This is a genomic window from Mergibacter septicus (assembly GCF_003265225.1).
Lineage (GTDB): Bacteria > Pseudomonadota > Gammaproteobacteria > Enterobacterales > Pasteurellaceae > Mergibacter > Mergibacter septicus.
Genome location: NZ_CP022013.1, coordinates 455,852 through 472,534, shown reverse-complemented (window position 1 = coordinate 472,534; position 16,683 = coordinate 455,852). Strand labels below are relative to the sequence as shown.

Here is a 16,683-nt window from a genome sequence, read left to right as displayed (position 1 = left end):
TAAAATTTAATCTAAACTAATACGTAATGCCCCCGCCACAGCGAAAGGACAAAAGGTTAAAGCAAATACTGACATTGAGGCTAAAATTGCCAACTGCCCACTATAATTCAAGGATAAACTGGCAGCTTCTAAAGTTGCCGTCGCAAAAATTAAAACAGGTATAAACAACGGTAAAACAAGTAAACTAAGTAATACTCCACCTTTTCTTAAACCAACAATTAAAGCAACACCAACCGCACCTAAACAACTTAATACTGGTGTGCCTAATAACAAACTCAACACCAGTGCTAACCACACTTTAAATTCTAATGAAAGTAAAAGTCCTGCTACTGGAGATAATAAAATTAACGGTAATGCGGTTAATAACCAGTGAGAGATAATTTTGGCTAAACTTACTAATGGAAGCGGTAATGAGAGTAAAAGTAATTGTTCTAATGAACCATCAAGATAATCATCTTTAAAAAGACGTTCAAAGGAAAGCAAAGCAGATAATAACGCTACAACCCATACAATACCGGGGGCAATTTTGGTTAATAAATTTGGATCGGGTCCAACCGCTAAAGGAAAAAGCGCTAATACCATCAAAAAAAACCATAGTGGATTTAAAATCTCACTTTGTTTACGCATTGCAATTTTTAATTCTCGTTGAATAATTTGGCTAAATATCATCGTCTTCTTCGTTAAATTTATAATTTTCTAAATAGACTTTTTTTAATTTCTCACTCGGCACATCTTGATGACTGGTAATAATCACTATGCCGCCTTTCTCAGCTTGTTGTTCAAAAAGTCGTGTCAAAACACGTACACCTTGTTTATCAATTGCATTAAAGGGTTCATCTAAAATCCATACTGCCGCTTTAGATAGCCACAAACGTGCTAAAGCAACTCTTTTTTGTTGACCAGCAGAAAGTCTATTGACGGCAATATCTTCACGCCCAAGCAATCCTACTTTCTGTAAAATATCCCAAAGCAACTCTGGATCTTCTACGGTGGAAGTCGTTTGTTGATAAAAACGTAAATTTTCCCAAGCGGTTAATTCAGGTTTTACTCCAGATAAATGTCCTAAATAGAGTAATTGTCGATTAAAACTTTCTCGTTGTTGGGTAATTTGGTGGCTGTTAAATAAAATGTTGCCCTTTAAAGGACGAGATAATCCAGCTAGTGTACGTAATAAGGTGGTTTTACCAATGCCATTATGCCCTTCTATCTGAATAAAATCTCCACAATTAAATTGATAATTAAAGTTGGCAAAGAGTATTCTATCTCCTCGTCCACAACTTAAATTAATCACCTCTAATTGATTCTTTAACGCCATCTCTCTCTTTACTCATTTTACTAAGTGGTATCATTCACAATACCTATCAAATTTTGATGGAATTTTACCATAACTCTCATTTTGTTGGTAACTAAGTAAAGAAAGAATCGGGTCAATTATAAGATAGAAAATCTCCTAAATTATCATTTTATGAACATTTTTATCTCTAACAAATTGAAAAACAAGTAGATTTTTAATAAAAATAAATCTACTTGTTTTTTGATCTAACGCAAATTATTGATTACATTTATCTTACAAAAGAATTAAATAAAATAAATATAAATCAAAGCACTACTTGCAATAAGATATGCGAACACTGGCATAAAAACTAATTTCCATAATTTTTTATGTAAATCTAATCCCATACCGTGAATCCATAAACTGACCACACTCCAAAAAATTGTCAATGTAATCAATGGTGATATACCACCAAAATTTAAGGCAAATAATTTAGTATGGGTAAAAATAGAAATAGTTAACCCCAATGCCAGTATAAATGAAAGGGCTCGGAATGAGCCCTTATTAACTAATTGATAGAGAAAATCGATCATCTCTTACTCATCAAATTTTCCAGTTTTTTCAATACTAATAGTGATAATAGCTGCAAGAAAAACTGCAAACATTACACCCAAAATCCAAGTTACATAAAACATCTGTTTTTCCCCTAGTATAGTGAGTTTTTGTTCTTATCAATAAAAGATTCATCAATGCGACCAAACATTTTGATATATGACCAAATGGTATAAGCCAATAAAATCACAACAAAAATAAGTGCAAAGAAGAACATCAAAGTTAAGGTTAATTGACTTGAACTTGAATTCCAAACTAATAAACTAAACTCAGGGTGAGAACTTGAAGGCATTAAGAATGGGAACATTGAAACACCACAAGTAAAGATAATGCCTGTCATTGTTAAAGAAGATAACAAGAAAGCCCAACCACAGCGATTAGCTTTTGAAGCTAACATAGTCAATAAACCAGATACAAAGGCTAACACAGGGAAAATCCAGAGTAATGGCATTTGACGATAGTTATCAAACCAAGCCCCAGCTTTAACCGCAACTTCAACCCCAAATGGTGTTGATGGTGCATTACGATCAATCACGCTGGTAACAACATAACCATCTTTAAAATATAACCAAGCCCCTGCAATACCAAAAAGAACTATCGTAATTAACGAACCATATTGAGTAATAACTCTCGCTCTTTCTCTTAGTTCAGAGGTTGTTTTCATTTGTAACCATGCTGCACCATGTGTTGTTAACATTGCACAGCTAAGAATACCGCATAATAAAGCATATGGATTTAATAACTCAAAAAATGTCCCTGTATATTTAACCTGAGTTAATTCATTAAACTCAAATGGAACACCTTGTAGTAAGTTACCAAATGCGACACCAAATACCACTGATGGTACAAAACCACCGATAAATAATCCCGCATCCCATGCTTTACGCCAAGTTGGGTTGTCAATTTTAGCACGATATTCAAACCCTACTGGACGGAAGAAAAGTGCTGCTAACACAAGGATCATCGCAATATAGAAACCTGAAAATGAGGTCGCATAAATTAGAGGGAATGCCGCAAACATTGCTCCCCCTGCAGTTAACAACCAAACTTGGTTTCCATCCCAATGTGGTGCGATTGTATTGATCATAATGCGTTTTTCAACTTCTTTTTTACCTGCAAAAGGAAGCAAGTTTAAAACCCCTAGATCAAAACCATCAGTTACCGCAAATCCGACAAGCAATACACCTAAAAGGATCCACCACACAAATCGTAGAAATTCATAATCAATCATGATTTAGGCTCCGCTTATTTGGTTGACTGTTCAAAATAATAACGACCAGTTTTCAATGAACTAGGCCCTAATCTGCTGTATTTAGTCATTAAATACATTTCAACAACTAAGAATACCGTATACATGAAACAAATTAAGCCAATTGATAACCATAGATCGCTAACAGATAATAAAGAATGTGCAATTTGAACTGGCAACACTTCATAAATAGCCCATGGTTGACGTCCATATTCTGCTAAAAACCAACCACTTTCAATTGCAATCCAAGGTAATGGTAAACCATAAAGTAATGCTTTAAGCATTCTTGGGCTTGTTCCAACTTGATTACGCATATTTTGTACAAACGCCCAAATTAATAGGATAAAGATCAAGCCACCAGCAGCCATCATCAGACGGAATGACCAGAAAGTATATCCCACGTTAGGTACAGTATCTCTTGCAGCTAATTTGATTTGCTCATCTGTCGCATCAACAACATTATCAGTGTAGCGTTTTAGTAATAGACCATAGCCTAAGTCTTTTTCAACCGCTTTAAATTGTGCAATTGTATCTGCATCTTTATGTCCTGAACGTAACTCTTGTAGTAACGCATAAGCATTTATACCATTGCGGATCCGATCTTCATTTTGAGCAATTAATTCTCTCACACCAACAATTGGTGTATCTAATGAACGGGTAGCAATAATTCCTGCAGCATAAGGAATTTGTAATGCAAATTCATTACGTTGTTCCTTTTCATTTGGAATAATAGCAATGTTCCATGCAGCAGGTGCTGGTTCGGTTGTCCATTCACCTTCCATTGCTGCTAACTTAGTAGGTTGAGCTCGTCCGATATCATAACCTGACTCATCTCCCATAATAAATACAGCAAAAATTGCAACTAAACCAAACGTTGCTGCAACAGAGAAAGAACGTTTTGCAAAACCAAGATCACGGCCTTTCAAAATATAGTAAGAGCTAATTGCTAATACAAAAATAGAGCCACAAACATAACCTGCTGATAAAGTATGTAAGAATTTTCCTTGAGCCACAGGATTTAACCATAGATCTAGGAAACTTGTCATTTCCATTCGCATACTTTCAAAGTTAAATTCCGCTCCAACTGGGTGTTGCATCCAGCCATTGGCAACTAAAATCCACATTGCAGAAAGGTTTGAACCAATTGCAACGCAGTAAGTTGCTAATAGGTGTTTCGCTTTTGATAATCTATCCCAACCGAAGAAAAATAAACCCACAAAAGTAGATTCTAAGAAGAATGCCAAAAGTGCTTCGATAGCTAAAGGCGCACCGAAAATATCACCAACATAATGAGAATAATATGACCAGTTAGTACCAAATTGGAATTCCATTGTAATCCCAGTTGTTACCCCTAGAGCAAAGTTAATACCAAATAACTTACCCCAGAACTTAGTCATGTCTTTATACACTTCTTTGCCAGTAGTAACATATAGAGTTTCCATTATCACAAGGATAAATGATAACCCTAATGTCAATGGCACAAACAAAAAGTGATATAGTGCAGTTAACGCAAACTGCAATCTCGAGAGTTCTACAATGTCCAACATCTCAATTTAACCTCTTGTACATGCTACAAGTTCTCAACCAAATGACGCAAAATAATGTCATCGCCCATACTCAAGACTAACCAACTCCTAAGTATTCACTCAATATATTAAACATTAATTGTAAGAAGGTTATTTCGAATTAAAAAATAAACAATCTAACGTACGGTTTAATATGTCTTAATATTCTACTCCCAAAAATAGAGATAAAAAACCCATAAATTTTAATATTGATCACATTTTTTACTTAAATTAAAAATTATTTAAATTTTATAAAATAGTAAATATTGATCCAAATCAAACTGATTAAAAAATTAACATTTTAGAAACATATTTAGCAGCCAGTTATTAATATTTTAATAGATTAAAAATAAAGCAAAGCATATTGATAAGTATAGAACTAGACTTTTGGCTATTTTTTTGTTAGCCTTCTTGACCAATTTTTCCCTATTATTTGTGAATATTAATTAATAATAATTATTTATAACTGGTAAATTCCAATGCAAATATCTTTTTTAAAAATAAATAGATTGATTTTTAGTCTATGTTTTTTGAGTATTCCTTTTACCTCTTTGGCTAATAACACCCCCCAAACAAATAAACCACAGCTACCAAACCAATGCGTACGTTTATTTGCAGAAACTAAAAATCTGATTGAAGAAGCGGCTCAACAGCCGGGCACACACCCTGAAATACCTCAAATTCAAAATCAACTATTAGCTAGTCAAAACAAAATTTTAACACTGAAACTTGAAGATCAAATTAAAAGCTGTGATCGAGGATTAATAGCTCTCAACCATCTTAAGCAAAAAAATGATGATTAAATGAAACAATAATTAAAAAAATAAACCGCTAGCTCTAAAACTAGCGGTTTATTTTCTTAGGTATTTTTATTACCGTCTTTTAGTTATTCATCTTGTCTAAATTAAAATGTTGATAAGTATGAGCTGTTGCGACACGTCCTCTTGGCGTACGTTGCAAATAACCTTGTTGAATGAGATAAGGTTCTAAAACATCTTCTATGGTTTCTCGTTCTTCTCCTATGGCGGCAGCTAAATTATCTAAACCAACAGGTCCACCATCAAAACGATAAATAATCGCTTCAAGCAATTTACGATCCATAAAATCAAATCCAGCAGGATCAATATCTAACATTGATAATCCCGATTTTGCGATACTTGATGAAATGAAACCATTATTTTTTACATCGGCATAATCTCTCACTCGCCTTAATAGACGATTTGCAATTCTTGGCGTACCACGTGAACGACAAGCAATTTCATAGGCAGCATCATCTGCAATATTTAAATTTAAGCAACTTGCACTGCGTGCAACAATCGAAGTTAAATCATCAACTGAATAAAATTCTAAACGTTGCACAATACCAAATCTATCACGTAAAGGAGAAGTTAAAGAACCAGCACGTGTTGTCGCACCGACTAAAGTAAAAGGAGGTAAATCTAGTTTAATTGAACGTGCAGCGGGTCCTTCACCGATCATAATATCTAACTGGTAATCTTCCATTGCGGGATATAGCACTTCTTCAATAGCGGGGGATAAACGATGAATTTCATCAATAAAAAGCACATCGTATGGCTCTAAATTTGTCAACATTGCCGCTAAATCGCCTGCTTTTTCAAGTACTGGACCAGAAGTAGTGCGAATATTTACTCCCATTTCATTTGCTACAATATTGGCTAAGGTCGTTTTTCCTAGCCCCGGTGGACCAAAAATTAATAAATGATCTAACGCATCTTGTCGCATTTTAGCAGCTTGAATAAAAATGGACATTTGCTCTTGCACCTGTGGCTGTCCTACATAATCTTGTAAAAATTTAGGACGAATCGCACGATCTATTAAATCATCTTCAATCTTCCCTGTGGGGCTAACAATGCGGTCGGCTTCAATCATAATCGTTTTATATCTTTAGAAAATTTATAAGGCATTTTTTAAGGCTTCACGGATTAATTTTTCGCTATTATTCTCACTTGTTGTTGCTACTTTTTTCACCATTTTTTCTGCCTCTGTTGCACGATATCCCAGCGCAATGAGTGCGGCTATCGCTTCATCTATCGCACTATTTTCACTCACCATCGTGCCTTTATTGGTCGCATCAAACTTCTGTTCAACAAAAAAATCTGACTGTTTGAAATCTTTAAATTTACCTTTTAATTCAACCAACAAACGTTCTGCGGTTTTTTTGCCTACACCGGGAATTTTAATCAGTTTAGATAATTCTTCTCGTTCAATTGCATAGGCAAACTCTTGAACTGACATCGCCGATAAAATAGCTAAAGCTAGCTTAGGTCCAACACCATTGGTTTTAATCAAATCTCGAAATAACGTCCTTTCTTGTTTTTGAGTAAAACCAAACAGAAGATGAACATCTTCTCTGACAACTAAATGGGTAAATAAAGTAACTAGATTTTCTTTTTCAGGTAGATTATAAAAACTATTCATCGGTAGTAATAATTCATAACCCACTCCATTAACATCTAACACTATCTCGGGAGGCTGTTTTTCAATAATAAAACCAGTTAAACGCCCTATCATACTTCTTCCCTTCCTGACTAAAAAATCGTATTAAGGATAATAAAAAACTGTACAAATATCCAGTTATTTTTCTGCTTTTAAACGAAACCTTCCCCGACTATAACGAGTCCTTAGTAAAGCAAGATGTTTTTCAGTATGCTTACCATCTGCAGTCCGTGCAATATGTAATGAATGTTGCATACTATGCGCATGAGTAATTGCAATCGCTAACGCATCAGCCGCATCCGCTTGTGGTGTTGCCGATAATCGTAAAATCTGGCTTACCATATGCTGAACTTGTGCTTTATCTGCAGATCCTATTCCAACCACAGTCTGCTTTACCAAACGTGCAGCATATTCAAAAACGGGTAATTCTCTATTAACAGCTGCAACAATTGCCGCCCCTCTTGCTTGTCCAAGTTTTAATGCTGAATCGGCATTCCTCGCCATAAAGACCTGTTCAATCGCAAACATATCTGGTTGAAACTGTAAAATAATTTCATTTATACCTGCATAAATACGTTTTAAACGAGTAGGCAAATCCTCCGCAGCAGTACGAATTACCCCACTGCCTAAATATGTTAATTGCCTTCCCTGTTGCCGAATAACGCCATACCCTGTTACTCGAGAACCGGGATCAACACCAAGAATAATGGTCATTTTACTTACTCAATACTATCTTTGTTCAAGATTAAATATCGACTTAATTCATTCAAACTTTCTTTTACGGAATTAATCAAGTTAATCAAATAAGCGATAATTTTTTTATTTATTCATAGATTAAGAAAAAGCCCCGATCTCTCAGGGCTTAATATATTTTATAAAAAATTATAATAATGCTGCGACCTCATCGCTAATTTCCCCATTATGGTATACATTTTGTACATCATCACAATCTTCTAACATATCAACTAATTTCATTAATTTAGGGGCGGTTTCAGCATCTAATTCTGCTGTGGTAGAAGGTATCATCGTTACTTCAGCTTGATCGACTTTAAATCCTGCAGCTTCAATCCCTTCTTTCACTGAACTAAGATCTTCCCAAGCGGTGTAAACCTCAAAACTACCATCTTCCTGTGCTTGTACATCATCCGCACCAGCATCAATAGCCGCTTCCATCAACGCATCTTCATTGCCTTCAGCAATCAATATTAAACCTTTTTTACTAAAGAGGTATGCAACGGATCCATCTGTTCCTAAATTTCCTCCTGTTTTAGTAAACGCATGGCGAACTTCCGAAACCGTACGATTACGGTTATCACTCAAACATTCAACCATAATTGCCGTACCACCCGGACCATATCCTTCATAAATTATCGTTTCCATATTGGTGTCATCACCACCACCAACACCACGCTGAATTGCACGATTAATAGTATCTCTCGTCATATTATTTGAGAGTGCTTTATCTACTGCAGTCCGTAATCTAGGATTTGCGGCAACATCTGCACCACCAAGTTTTGCCGCTGTTACTAATTCACGAATTAATTTAGTGAAAATTTTTCCTCGTTGAGCATCTTGTGCGGCTTTACGATGCTTAATATTCGCCCACTTACTATGACCTGCCATTTAAAATCCTCTTTTTAGTTTTGAGTCGTTTTTTTCTTTAAAATAAATTTTTCAATTGCTGCTGCATTATTCCAAGATTTCGTTAAACGCATAGCTTGTTCTGCTTCAACCCACTGATAATCGGTATGTTCGGTTAAATGAACGGTAATTTCATCAGTAAAAGCTAAAGTAAACCAATATTCATGACAATAACGTGTTCCCGGTGCATAGCGATGATAGAACTGCGGGAAAATCTCGAAATCGACTTCTTGTTGACAATCATATAATTGTCCTTGTTGTTCATCTAATCGTATTCCTAACTCTTCCCACACTTCTCGTTTAGCAGCCTGAAAAGGGGTTTCCCCCTCTTCCAAACTACCAGAGACTGATTGCCAGAAATCCTGATCATCTTTACGCCGTAACATTAAGACTCTCTCGCTGGTGGTGCAATAAACTACCACCAAAACAGATTCTGGCCTCTTATACTTCATCATAAAAAATCACTGCGAATTTGTGTTGTACCAAATAAATATGCAGGCTTTAAAATGCCAATTAATTCAGTATAAGGAATAGACAAGACAATTGTCCCTTCAGCATAACTACCTAAATAATAAGGTGGATAGCTAAACACTAAACTATCTGCTGTAAAAGTAAAATTATCAATAATATCAACAGAATATCCTTCTGATGAATTATCCTCTGCTTTTGTTGATAAATATTGAGCATAAGCTTGACTTAATTTTTCTAATAACCCATCTTTTTGGTCTGGTAATAATAAATCATCAACTGTCAATTTTTTACCTAACTTCAAATCAAAATTTAGATAATTCGTTGAACCATATCCATGGGCACCACCAGAAAAGAGATAAAAATCTTCAACGAACATTGCTAATGCTTGATTTTGTGCAAAAAATCTAGGGCGATAGAATTGAAAATAGCCAAAAGGGGCAAATTCTTGTTGCATTAATCCAGATAACTCAGCTAAATAATTCTGTTTTAATTCAGTCAGAGATAAGTTTTTTTGATCTTTTTCAGACCAATTTTCTGGAATTACTGCTACCTCATCAAGCTTTAATTGCTTACGAATAGCCTCCTCAAAATAGTGATTGATCCACTCAATATTTGTTTTTATTGTTTGAATATCAACTTGATAGCAAGCTTGTTGTTCGGCTTTCAAACATTTTTGTGCTTGAATGATCGGTTGAGTTTCAACTTTCAGTAAAGGAATAGCAAACACCTTGGTTGAAATGGCACTCCCAACTAATATCATAAAAAAAATGATTGTTTGTCGCCATTTTTTAAGCATACTTATTCCTTATTCACTACACTGATTGCCAACTCTGCCAATGACATTGGATTTGCCGCACTAGGGGCTTCAGTCATCAAGCAAGCTGCTGCCGTTGTTTTCGGGAAGGCAATAACATCACGGATATTATCTGTTCCAGTTAATAACATAGTTAAGCGGTCTAAACCAAACGCTAACCCAGCGTGTGGTGGTGTACCAAATTTTAACGCATCAAGTAAGAAACCAAATTTTTCTTGCTGTTCTTGTTCATCAATTCCTAAGATACGGAAGACTGTTTGTTGCATTTTTTGGTCAAAAATACGCACCGATCCGCCCCCTACTTCATAGCCATTTATAACCATATCATAAGCATTGGCTACCGCTTGAGTTGGATTTTGTTCTAACTGTTCTGGTGTCGCATTTGCTGGTGAAGTGAATGGATGGTGCATCGCCGCTAAACCACCTTCATCATCAAGTTCAAACATTGGGAAATCAATAACCCATAATGGTTTCCATAATTCTAATGCAGTTAAACCACAATCACGCCCAAGTTTTAAGCGTAATGCTCCCATTGCATCAGTCACAACTTTATAACTATCTGCACCAAAGAATAAAATATCACCATTTTGAGCTTCTACACGCTCTAAAATCGCTTTCAAAACTTCAGCTGAAAGGAATTTAGCAATTGGACTTTGCACGCCTTCTACGCCTGCAGTAATATCGTTTACTTTAATCCAAGCTAGCCCTTTTGCACCATAAATACTAACAAATTGAGTATATTCATCAATTTGTTTACGGCTAATTTCAATTCCATTTGGGACACGAATCACAGCAATACGTCCATTTGGATCATTTGCTGGAGCATTAAAGACTTTAAACTCAACATCTTTTAATAAATCTGCAACATCAACCATCTCTAATGGATTACGTAAATCTGGTTTATCTGAACCAAAGCGTCGCATTGCCTCAGCATAAGTCATAATTGGGAAAGTACCTAAATCAACACCAATAATTTCTTGCCATAAACCTCTCACCATTTTTTCCATAATTGCTCTAACTTCAGGTGCTGTTAAGAAAGAGGTTTCAACATCCACTTGGGTAAATTCAGGTTGACGATCTGCACGCAAATCTTCATCACGAAAACATTTAACAATTTGATAATAACGATCAAAACCTGACATCATTAATAATTGTTTAAACAATTGTGGCGACTGTGGTAAAGCATAAAATTTACCTTTATGTACTCGGCTTGGTACTAAATAGTCCCTTGCACCTTCTGGCGTTGCTTTAGTTAGCATTGGAGTTTCAATATCTAGGAAACCATTATCGTCCATAAAACGACGAATAAAACTGGTAATTTTAGCTCGAGTTTTAATTCTTTCCGCCATTTCTGGGCGACGTAAATCTAAATAACGATATTTTAAACGCTGTTCTTCACTATTATTTTGATTAAAATCTAATGGCAAAACCTCAGCCGTATTATAAACTTTTACACTTTCAGCAGAGACTTCAATCTCACCAGTTGCCATATTCTGATTAATTTGATTTTCTGGACGAGCAATAACCTGCCCAACAATTTGGATACAGTATTCACCACGTAACGCTGAAGCTGCGTTAAATGCAGCTTGATTTGCTGGGTCGATAAATACTTGAACAATACCTTCACGATCCCGCAGATCAATAAAGATTAAACCGCCTAAATCTCGACGACGATGAACCCAACCGCTAAGCATAACTTGTTGACCAACGTGGCTACGGTTTAATTGACCGCAGTAATGTGAACGCATCATAATATATCCTTATTTCATAATTACTCTTGAAAAATAGTGGTGAATTATAGCCGAATTTTAAAAAGGTTTGAATGCTCTACATTAAAATATCTCGCCTCTTCCTCATAAATTTTGCTAAACTTAATCCCTATTTTTCAATTATCTAAATAACAAAATTAACCAATGACTAAAGATACCCTTTTTTCCGCTCCGATTGAAAAACTAGGCGATTTTACTTTTGATGATAGCGTTGCAGAAGTCTTTCCTGATATGATTCAACGTTCTGTTCCCGGCTATTCAAATATTATCACTGCAATTGGTATGCTAGCAGAACGATTTGTTCAAGATAATTCAAATATCTATGACTTAGGTTGCTCACGTGGTGCAGGTATTTTATCCATTCGACGTCATATCCAAGCACACAATGTGACTATTTATGGCATTGATAATTCAGAGCCGATGGTAAAACGTTGTCGGCAACATATTGAAGCTTTTCACAGCCAGATTCCGGTTAAAATCTTTTGTGATGACATTCGTCAAATAGAGATTAAAAATGCGTCAATGGTAATTTTAAATTTCACTTTACAATTTATTCCTAAAGCTGATCGCCAAGCTTTATTAACTAAAATTTATCAAGGTTTATTACCAAATGGCGTTTTAGTTTTATCTGAAAAATATGATTTTGCCGATCAAAAAGTTAATCAATTATTAATCGATCTCCATCATCAATTTAAACGTGCAAATGGTTATAGTGAGTTAGAAGTAAGCCAAAAACGTACTGCTTTAGAAAATGTTATGAAACCTGATAGTATTGCAACTCAAAAACAATTATTAAATACAATCGGTTTTAAACATACGGAAATGTGGTTCCAATGCTTTAACTTTGGATCAATGCTGGCGGTTAAATAATCTTCTGATCAATACAGAGGTTCAGTTATAAAATGAATAAATTTTTAGATTCAGTATGGCATATTCGCTCTAATAAAACCTATCAAGTAAAAAACTTTTTTGTACAAGATTATCTATTAGGTATTATTTATTCGGGCGAAAAAAGGTTATTTACGCCGACTGAAAAAGTAATAATTGGTGAAAAACAGATTTTTATTTTAAATAAATATCATTACTGGGATATGATAAATAAAATTGCAGATAAATCACTTTATCAAGCAGATATTATTCAACTTTCAAGTCATAGTATTAACACTTTCCAGCAAAAATATTTATATACTTCACCTAAAAAATTCGCTAAATACCAATTAATTTCCGCTGATCCTACAACCTATACTTGTTTCTCTCATATTTTTACCTATCTAAAACAAGATAATAATAATCCTAAAATTAAACAGCATAAAATTGAAGAACTGTTATTACATCTAGCAGAAAATGGGATTATCTTTCCGACTAATCAAACCGCTTCTTGGTATGAAAAAGTAAAAAATATTATTCAATCTCATCCTACTAAAAATTGGATTTTGTCTGATCTAGCTGAATATTTTTATTTAAGTGAAAGTAGTTTAAAACGTCGATTATCTCAAGAAAATACCTCTTTTCGTGAAATCTTAAAAGAAACTCGACTGAATATTGCTTTAACATTGATTTTAACTAGCTCAAAAAGTTTAACTGATATATCAACCTATTGCGGTTATTCTAGCCTAAGTAATTTTACTCAAGCCTTTAAACTCTATTTTAGTTGTCTGCCATCAGAACTTCGTTAAAATGAGCTAATATCAATACTAAACGAACTATTCTACATAACATAAAGTCTTTTTTCTTTGTACTATCAATAAGGTACTTAAGTTGTACAATATTAAAATTTATTAATTGATAGGAACCTTTAGCAATGAAAAAAACACTTCTTTTATTAACTAGCTCATTATTATTATCTTCTTCTCTTTATGCTTCTAGCCACTTTGAAGTTAGCAGTAAAGATATTCGTCCAAATACTACCATTGCACAAAAATTTGAATTTAATGGTTTTGGCTGCACTGGGGAAAACCAATCACCTGAATTATCTTGGAAAAATGCTCCGAAAGGAACAAAAAGCTTTGCTGTATCAGTCTATGATCCTGATGCACCAACAGGTTCTGGTTTCTGGCATTGGTATGTTGTGAATATTCCTGCAACAGTTTCAAAACTTAGCCATAATGCTGGTGCAGAAAATAGCACTACACTACCAAAAGGTGCATTCCAATTACGCAATGATTATGGTTATCACGGTTGGGGTGGTGTTTGTCCACCAAAAGGGGATAAAGCACATCGCTATATATTCACAGTTCACGCTTTAAAAACTGAACATCTTGATGTGAATCAGCAAACACCTACAGCGCTCGCTGGTTTCCTTGTTCATGCAAATACATTAGCGACTGCCTCTTTTACCGCTAAATATGGACGATAATTTTATTTACTAAAACAATAGTAGTCCTTTCTTTCCTGTTAAAGAAAGAATATATTTTAAGTAATATTATTAACCTCAAAGGAGCAAACACAATGTCAAAATTTACTTTATCCAGTCGTCAAATTCCTGCTGATGCAAGCATTCCTGCAGAATTTGAGTTTAATGGTTTTGGTTGTAATGGTAAAAATCTTTCTCCACAACTAAGTTGGGAAAATGCCCCTGAAGGAACAAAAAGTTTTGCTGTATCAGTTTATGATCCTGATGCACCAACAGGTTCTGGTTTTTGGCATTGGTATGTAGTAAATATTCCTGCTGATGTGAAAGAATTAGTCCCTGCTGCAGGTTCTGAAAATAGCACGACTCTACCAGCTGGAGCTTTTCAATTACGCAATGATTATGGCTATCACGGTTGGGGTGGTGCTTGCCCACCAGAAGGCGATAAACCTCATCGTTATATTTTCACCGTCCATGCTCTAAGTATAGAAAAAATAGATGTTGATGAAAAAACACCTACAGCACTCGCAGGCTTTTTAGTTCATATGAATACACTTGCAACCGCTTCTTTTACAGCTTACTACCAACGTTAAGTTGAAACTAACAATTAAGCGAACACATAAAGGATTAAGTTTTACAACACTTAATCCTTTATTTTGCTTAATGAATTGCCATCTCAACTCTGCTATAATCCAAAAAATTTTCTAATATTCACTTTTCAATAAATTAATCTAAATATCTATGTTTGACTTTCGTCCTTTTTATCAACAAATTGCGACCACTCAACTGGCTGATTGGCTAGAAACTTTACCCTTACAACTAAAACAATGGCAAAAAAATACTCATGGAGATTATGCTAAATGGGCAAAAGTCATTGAATTTTTACCAGACCTAACAGCTGATAAAATTGATTTAAAACACACCGTATCTGCTGAAAAAAACATCCCATTATCAGCAGGGGAACAACAACGGATTATTTACCATTTAAAGCAATTAATGCCTTGGCGAAAAGGGCCTTATCATTTGTATGGTATAAAGGTTGATTGTGAATGGCGTTCTGATTTTAAATGGAATCGAGTTTTACCCCACCTCTCTCCACTGGCTGGGCGAACAATTCTCGATGTCGGTTGTGGCAGTGGTTATCATATGTGGCGAATGGTTGGTGAAGGTGCAAAAATGGTAGTCGGCATTGATCCTACCGAACTTTTTCTCTGCCAATTTGAAGCCGTACGTAAATTACTTAACAATGACCGCCGTGCAAATCTCATTCCATTAGGAATTGAACAAATGCAACCTTTAGGCGCATTTGATACCGTCTTTTCAATGGGTGTTTTATATCATCGTAAATCCCCTTTAGATCATCTCAGCCAATTAAAAGCCCAATTAGTTAAAGGTGGGGAGCTCGTCTTAGAGACTTTAGTCATTGATGGTGGTGTCAATGATGTGTTAGTCCCTACTGATCGTTACGCTAAAATGAAAAATGTGTACTTTATTCCATCTGTACCAGCTTTGATTAACTGGCTGAAAAAATCTGGCTTTAAACAAGTACGTTGTGTCGATCTTGCAGTTACTACCCCAGAAGAACAACGTCAAACAGATTGGCTAGATAATGAGAGTTTAATTGATTTTCTCGATCCAAATGATCATAGTAAAACGATTGAAGGTTATCCTGCTCCCAAAAGAGCCGTCATCATTGCACAAAACTTGTAAACATAATCAACGTTGGTATAACCTCTTGAATTAGGAAAAAATATGCAAAAGCAACCTGCTAATTTAGATCAAAGTGAACTTGATAAATTTGAAAAAATGGCGAGTAGCTGGTGGGATCCAAATGGCGATTTTAAGCCAATTCATCAACTTAATCCATTACGGTTAGAATATATCCACCAACAAAGTCAGGGACTATGTCAAAAAAAAGTACTAGATGTTGGCTGTGGTGGCGGTATCTTAGCGGAAAGTATGGCTCGTTTAGGTGCAAAAGTAACAGGTATTGATATGAGCAATGCACCACTAGAAGTGGCTCGCCAGCATGCCATACAAAATGGGATAAAAATTGATTATCAGCAAACAACGATTGAGGACTTTTTACAACAAGCATTATCTCAACCAGAGTTTGAATTATTTGATGTCATTACTTGTATGGAAATGCTAGAACACGTACCAAACCCTCTCTCGATTATTCAAAGTTGTGCTAGACTGCTAAAACCTAATGGTGTGCTATTTTTCTCAACAATCAATCGTACTTTAAAAGCAAAAGCACTGGTCATATTTGGGGCAGAATATCTTTTAAAATTATTACCTAAAGGTACGCACGATTATCAAAAATTCATCACACCAGCAGAATTACTCAACTGGTGTGATCAAGCAAATTTAACTTGTAATGAATTGAAAGGTTATCATTACAATCCATTAACAGGGAATTTTTGGCTAAATAATGATGTTAGTGCCAATTATTTAGGTACCTTCAAACATTGTTAATCAA

20 protein-coding genes are annotated in these 16,683 nt (G+C 35.1%); 7 read left to right on the top strand and 13 right to left on the bottom strand.

Annotated elements, in window-relative coordinates; translation table 11 throughout:
• Positions 1 to 6: 6 nt before the first annotated feature.
• The 6 genes from ccmB to CEP47_RS02265 form a co-directional block, all read right to left on the bottom strand.
• Positions 7 to 669, bottom strand: a complete 663-nt coding sequence (gene ccmB / locus CEP47_RS02290) for a heme exporter protein CcmB (protein ID WP_261919608.1) — start codon at positions 667 to 669, stop codon at positions 7 to 9.
• Positions 659 to 1,315, bottom strand: coding sequence for a cytochrome c biogenesis heme-transporting ATPase CcmA (gene ccmA / locus CEP47_RS02285; protein ID WP_261919609.1), 657 nt, complete (start codon positions 1,313 to 1,315; stop codon positions 659 to 661). The genes ccmB and ccmA overlap by 11 nt, the downstream gene beginning before the upstream one ends.
• A 263-nt stretch (positions 1,316 to 1,578) precedes the next feature.
• A complete protein-coding gene (locus tag CEP47_RS02280) occupies positions 1,579 to 1,866 on the bottom strand; it encodes a cyd operon YbgE family protein (RefSeq protein ID WP_261919610.1) in 288 nt (95 codons plus the stop codon).
• Positions 1,867 to 1,869: 3 nt separating this feature from the next.
• Complete coding sequence (locus tag CEP47_RS02275; RefSeq protein ID WP_261919611.1) at positions 1,870 to 1,968, bottom strand: CydX/CbdX family cytochrome bd oxidase small subunit; 99 nt, start codon at positions 1,966 to 1,968, stop codon at positions 1,870 to 1,872.
• An 11-nt stretch (positions 1,969 to 1,979) separates the two neighbouring features.
• Positions 1,980 to 3,116, bottom strand: coding sequence for a cytochrome d ubiquinol oxidase subunit II (gene cydB, locus CEP47_RS02270; protein WP_261919612.1), 1,137 nt, complete (start codon positions 3,114 to 3,116; stop codon positions 1,980 to 1,982).
• 14 nt (positions 3,117 to 3,130) lie between these two features.
• Positions 3,131 to 4,681, bottom strand: coding sequence for a cytochrome ubiquinol oxidase subunit I (locus CEP47_RS02265; RefSeq protein WP_261919613.1), 1,551 nt, complete (start codon positions 4,679 to 4,681; stop codon positions 3,131 to 3,133).
• 497 nt (positions 4,682 to 5,178) lie between these two features.
• On the opposite strand from CEP47_RS02265, the gene CEP47_RS02260 reads away from it, so the two are divergent.
• Positions 5,179 to 5,502 (top strand): DUF5339 domain-containing protein, encoded by a 324-nt coding sequence (locus tag CEP47_RS02260; RefSeq protein WP_261919614.1) that lies wholly within the window; start codon positions 5,179 to 5,181, stop codon positions 5,500 to 5,502.
• A gap of 79 nt (positions 5,503 to 5,581) precedes the next feature.
• On the opposite strand, the gene ruvB is transcribed toward CEP47_RS02260, so the two are convergent.
• From ruvB to aspS, 7 genes are all read right to left on the bottom strand, one after another.
• Complete coding sequence (gene ruvB / locus CEP47_RS02255) at positions 5,582 to 6,589, bottom strand: Holliday junction branch migration DNA helicase RuvB (RefSeq protein WP_261919615.1); 1,008 nt, start codon at positions 6,587 to 6,589, stop codon at positions 5,582 to 5,584.
• Positions 6,590 to 6,613: 24 nt separating this feature from the next.
• Complete coding sequence (gene ruvA, locus CEP47_RS02250; protein WP_261919616.1) at positions 6,614 to 7,231, bottom strand: Holliday junction branch migration protein RuvA; 618 nt, start codon at positions 7,229 to 7,231, stop codon at positions 6,614 to 6,616.
• Between the two features lie 63 nt (positions 7,232 to 7,294).
• Entirely contained in the window at positions 7,295 to 7,870 is a 576-nt protein-coding gene (ruvC, locus tag CEP47_RS02245; protein WP_261919617.1) for a crossover junction endodeoxyribonuclease RuvC, read from the bottom strand.
• A gap of 168 nt (positions 7,871 to 8,038) precedes the next feature.
• Entirely contained in the window at positions 8,039 to 8,779 is a 741-nt protein-coding gene (locus CEP47_RS02240) for a YebC/PmpR family DNA-binding transcriptional regulator (RefSeq protein ID WP_261919618.1), read from the bottom strand.
• 14 nt (positions 8,780 to 8,793) lie between these two features.
• A complete protein-coding gene (gene nudB, locus CEP47_RS02235) occupies positions 8,794 to 9,249 on the bottom strand; it encodes a dihydroneopterin triphosphate diphosphatase (RefSeq protein WP_261921005.1) in 456 nt (151 codons plus the stop codon).
• Positions 9,249 to 10,064, bottom strand: a complete 816-nt coding sequence (locus CEP47_RS02230) for an RsiV family protein (RefSeq protein WP_261919619.1) — start codon at positions 10,062 to 10,064, stop codon at positions 9,249 to 9,251. Before CEP47_RS02230 ends, nudB begins: the two co-directional genes overlap by 1 nt.
• Before the next feature lie 2 nt (positions 10,065 to 10,066).
• Positions 10,067 to 11,833 carry an aspartate--tRNA ligase gene (aspS, locus tag CEP47_RS02225; protein ID WP_261919620.1) on the bottom strand — a complete coding sequence of 589 codons (1,767 nt, stop codon included), beginning with the start codon at positions 11,831 to 11,833 and terminating at the stop codon, positions 10,067 to 10,069.
• Between the two features lie 162 nt (positions 11,834 to 11,995).
• On the opposite strand from aspS, the gene cmoA reads away from it, so the two are divergent.
• The 6 genes from cmoA to ubiG all read left to right on the top strand — a co-directional run bounded on the left by cmoA (position 11,996) and on the right by ubiG (position 16,679).
• Positions 11,996 to 12,721, top strand: a complete 726-nt coding sequence (gene cmoA / locus CEP47_RS02220) for a carboxy-S-adenosyl-L-methionine synthase CmoA (protein WP_261919621.1) — start codon at positions 11,996 to 11,998, stop codon at positions 12,719 to 12,721.
• A 32-nt stretch (positions 12,722 to 12,753) separates the two neighbouring features.
• Complete coding sequence (locus CEP47_RS02215) at positions 12,754 to 13,527, top strand: AraC family transcriptional regulator (RefSeq protein WP_261919622.1); 774 nt, start codon at positions 12,754 to 12,756, stop codon at positions 13,525 to 13,527.
• 125 nt (positions 13,528 to 13,652) lie between these two features.
• On the top strand, positions 13,653 to 14,207 hold the full coding sequence (locus CEP47_RS02210) for a YbhB/YbcL family Raf kinase inhibitor-like protein (RefSeq protein ID WP_261919623.1): 555 nt from the start codon (positions 13,653 to 13,655) through the stop codon (positions 14,205 to 14,207).
• A gap of 92 nt (positions 14,208 to 14,299) precedes the next feature.
• A complete protein-coding gene (locus tag CEP47_RS02205; protein WP_261919624.1) occupies positions 14,300 to 14,794 on the top strand; it encodes a YbhB/YbcL family Raf kinase inhibitor-like protein in 495 nt (164 codons plus the stop codon).
• 148 nt (positions 14,795 to 14,942) lie between these two features.
• Positions 14,943 to 15,911 (top strand): tRNA 5-methoxyuridine(34)/uridine 5-oxyacetic acid(34) synthase CmoB, encoded by a 969-nt coding sequence (gene cmoB / locus CEP47_RS02200; protein WP_261919625.1) that lies wholly within the window; start codon positions 14,943 to 14,945, stop codon positions 15,909 to 15,911.
• A gap of 42 nt (positions 15,912 to 15,953) precedes the next feature.
• Positions 15,954 to 16,679, top strand: coding sequence for a bifunctional 2-polyprenyl-6-hydroxyphenol methylase/3-demethylubiquinol 3-O-methyltransferase UbiG (ubiG, locus tag CEP47_RS02195; protein WP_261919626.1), 726 nt, complete (start codon positions 15,954 to 15,956; stop codon positions 16,677 to 16,679).
• Positions 16,680 to 16,683: the final 4 nt, after the last annotated feature.

Excerpts from the sequence above, each read along its gene's own strand:
- ccmB (WP_261919608.1), bottom strand. The coding sequence starts at position 669 with ATGATATTTAGCCAAATTATTCAACGAGAATTAAAAATTGCAATGCGT.
- ccmA (WP_261919609.1), bottom strand. The coding sequence starts at position 1,315 with ATGGCGTTAAAGAATCAATTAGAGGTGATTAATTTAAGTTGTGGACGA.
- CEP47_RS02280 (WP_261919610.1), bottom strand. The coding sequence starts at position 1,866 with ATGATCGATTTTCTCTATCAATTAGTTAATAAGGGCTCATTCCGAGCC.
- CEP47_RS02275 (WP_261919611.1), bottom strand. The coding sequence starts at position 1,968 with ATGTTTTATGTAACTTGGATTTTGGGTGTAATGTTTGCAGTTTTTCTT.
- cydB (WP_261919612.1), bottom strand. The coding sequence starts at position 3,116 with ATGATTGATTATGAATTTCTACGATTTGTGTGGTGGATCCTTTTAGGT.
- CEP47_RS02265 (WP_261919613.1), bottom strand. The coding sequence starts at position 4,681 with ATGTTGGACATTGTAGAACTCTCGAGATTGCAGTTTGCGTTAACTGCA.
- CEP47_RS02260 (WP_261919614.1), top strand. The coding sequence starts at position 5,179 with ATGCAAATATCTTTTTTAAAAATAAATAGATTGATTTTTAGTCTATGT.
- ruvB (WP_261919615.1), bottom strand. The coding sequence starts at position 6,589 with ATGATTGAAGCCGACCGCATTGTTAGCCCCACAGGGAAGATTGAAGAT.
- ruvA (WP_261919616.1), bottom strand. The coding sequence starts at position 7,231 with ATGATAGGGCGTTTAACTGGTTTTATTATTGAAAAACAGCCTCCCGAG.
- ruvC (WP_261919617.1), bottom strand. The coding sequence starts at position 7,870 with ATGACCATTATTCTTGGTGTTGATCCCGGTTCTCGAGTAACAGGGTAT.
- CEP47_RS02240 (WP_261919618.1), bottom strand. The coding sequence starts at position 8,779 with ATGGCAGGTCATAGTAAGTGGGCGAATATTAAGCATCGTAAAGCCGCA.
- nudB (WP_261921005.1), bottom strand. The coding sequence starts at position 9,249 with ATGAAGTATAAGAGGCCAGAATCTGTTTTGGTGGTAGTTTATTGCACC.
- CEP47_RS02230 (WP_261919619.1), bottom strand. The coding sequence starts at position 10,064 with ATGCTTAAAAAATGGCGACAAACAATCATTTTTTTTATGATATTAGTT.
- aspS (WP_261919620.1), bottom strand. The coding sequence starts at position 11,833 with ATGATGCGTTCACATTACTGCGGTCAATTAAACCGTAGCCACGTTGGT.
- cmoA (WP_261919621.1), top strand. The coding sequence starts at position 11,996 with ATGACTAAAGATACCCTTTTTTCCGCTCCGATTGAAAAACTAGGCGAT.
- CEP47_RS02215 (WP_261919622.1), top strand. The coding sequence starts at position 12,754 with ATGAATAAATTTTTAGATTCAGTATGGCATATTCGCTCTAATAAAACC.
- CEP47_RS02210 (WP_261919623.1), top strand. The coding sequence starts at position 13,653 with ATGAAAAAAACACTTCTTTTATTAACTAGCTCATTATTATTATCTTCT.
- CEP47_RS02205 (WP_261919624.1), top strand. The coding sequence starts at position 14,300 with ATGTCAAAATTTACTTTATCCAGTCGTCAAATTCCTGCTGATGCAAGC.
- cmoB (WP_261919625.1), top strand. The coding sequence starts at position 14,943 with ATGTTTGACTTTCGTCCTTTTTATCAACAAATTGCGACCACTCAACTG.
- ubiG (WP_261919626.1), top strand. The coding sequence starts at position 15,954 with ATGCAAAAGCAACCTGCTAATTTAGATCAAAGTGAACTTGATAAATTT.